The organism is Rahnella sp. PAMC25617, from assembly GCF_050606005.1.
Classification (GTDB): Bacteria; Pseudomonadota; Gammaproteobacteria; order Enterobacterales; family Enterobacteriaceae; genus Rahnella; species Rahnella variigena.
Map to the genome: position 1 here is coordinate 1 of NZ_JBOCUM010000041.1, position 229 is coordinate 229.

General features: G+C 58.1%; 1 pseudogene. It reads right to left on the bottom strand.

What is annotated here, in order from left to right:
• Positions 1-229, bottom strand: a pseudogene (locus ACM615_RS23795) (hypothetical protein); the annotation flags it as partial.

Below are 229 nucleotides of genomic sequence, written 5' to 3' on the forward strand. Positions count from 1 at the left end.
AGGCGCCGGTCGTCATCATGCCAATATAGACGCGCCGCGACTGTAAGGTGATAAACACCATATCGCCCTCTTCCATGCACTGATACAAAAGCCCTTCCACACCGTTGGCGCGGGTGAGCTGTTTGTACAACTGTTTGCGTCCGGCAGTATTGAGCCGCAAGCCCGGCGACCAGGTGGTGCGCACCAGACACAGCATCACGGAAACACCGAGCATGATGACGACCGGCGC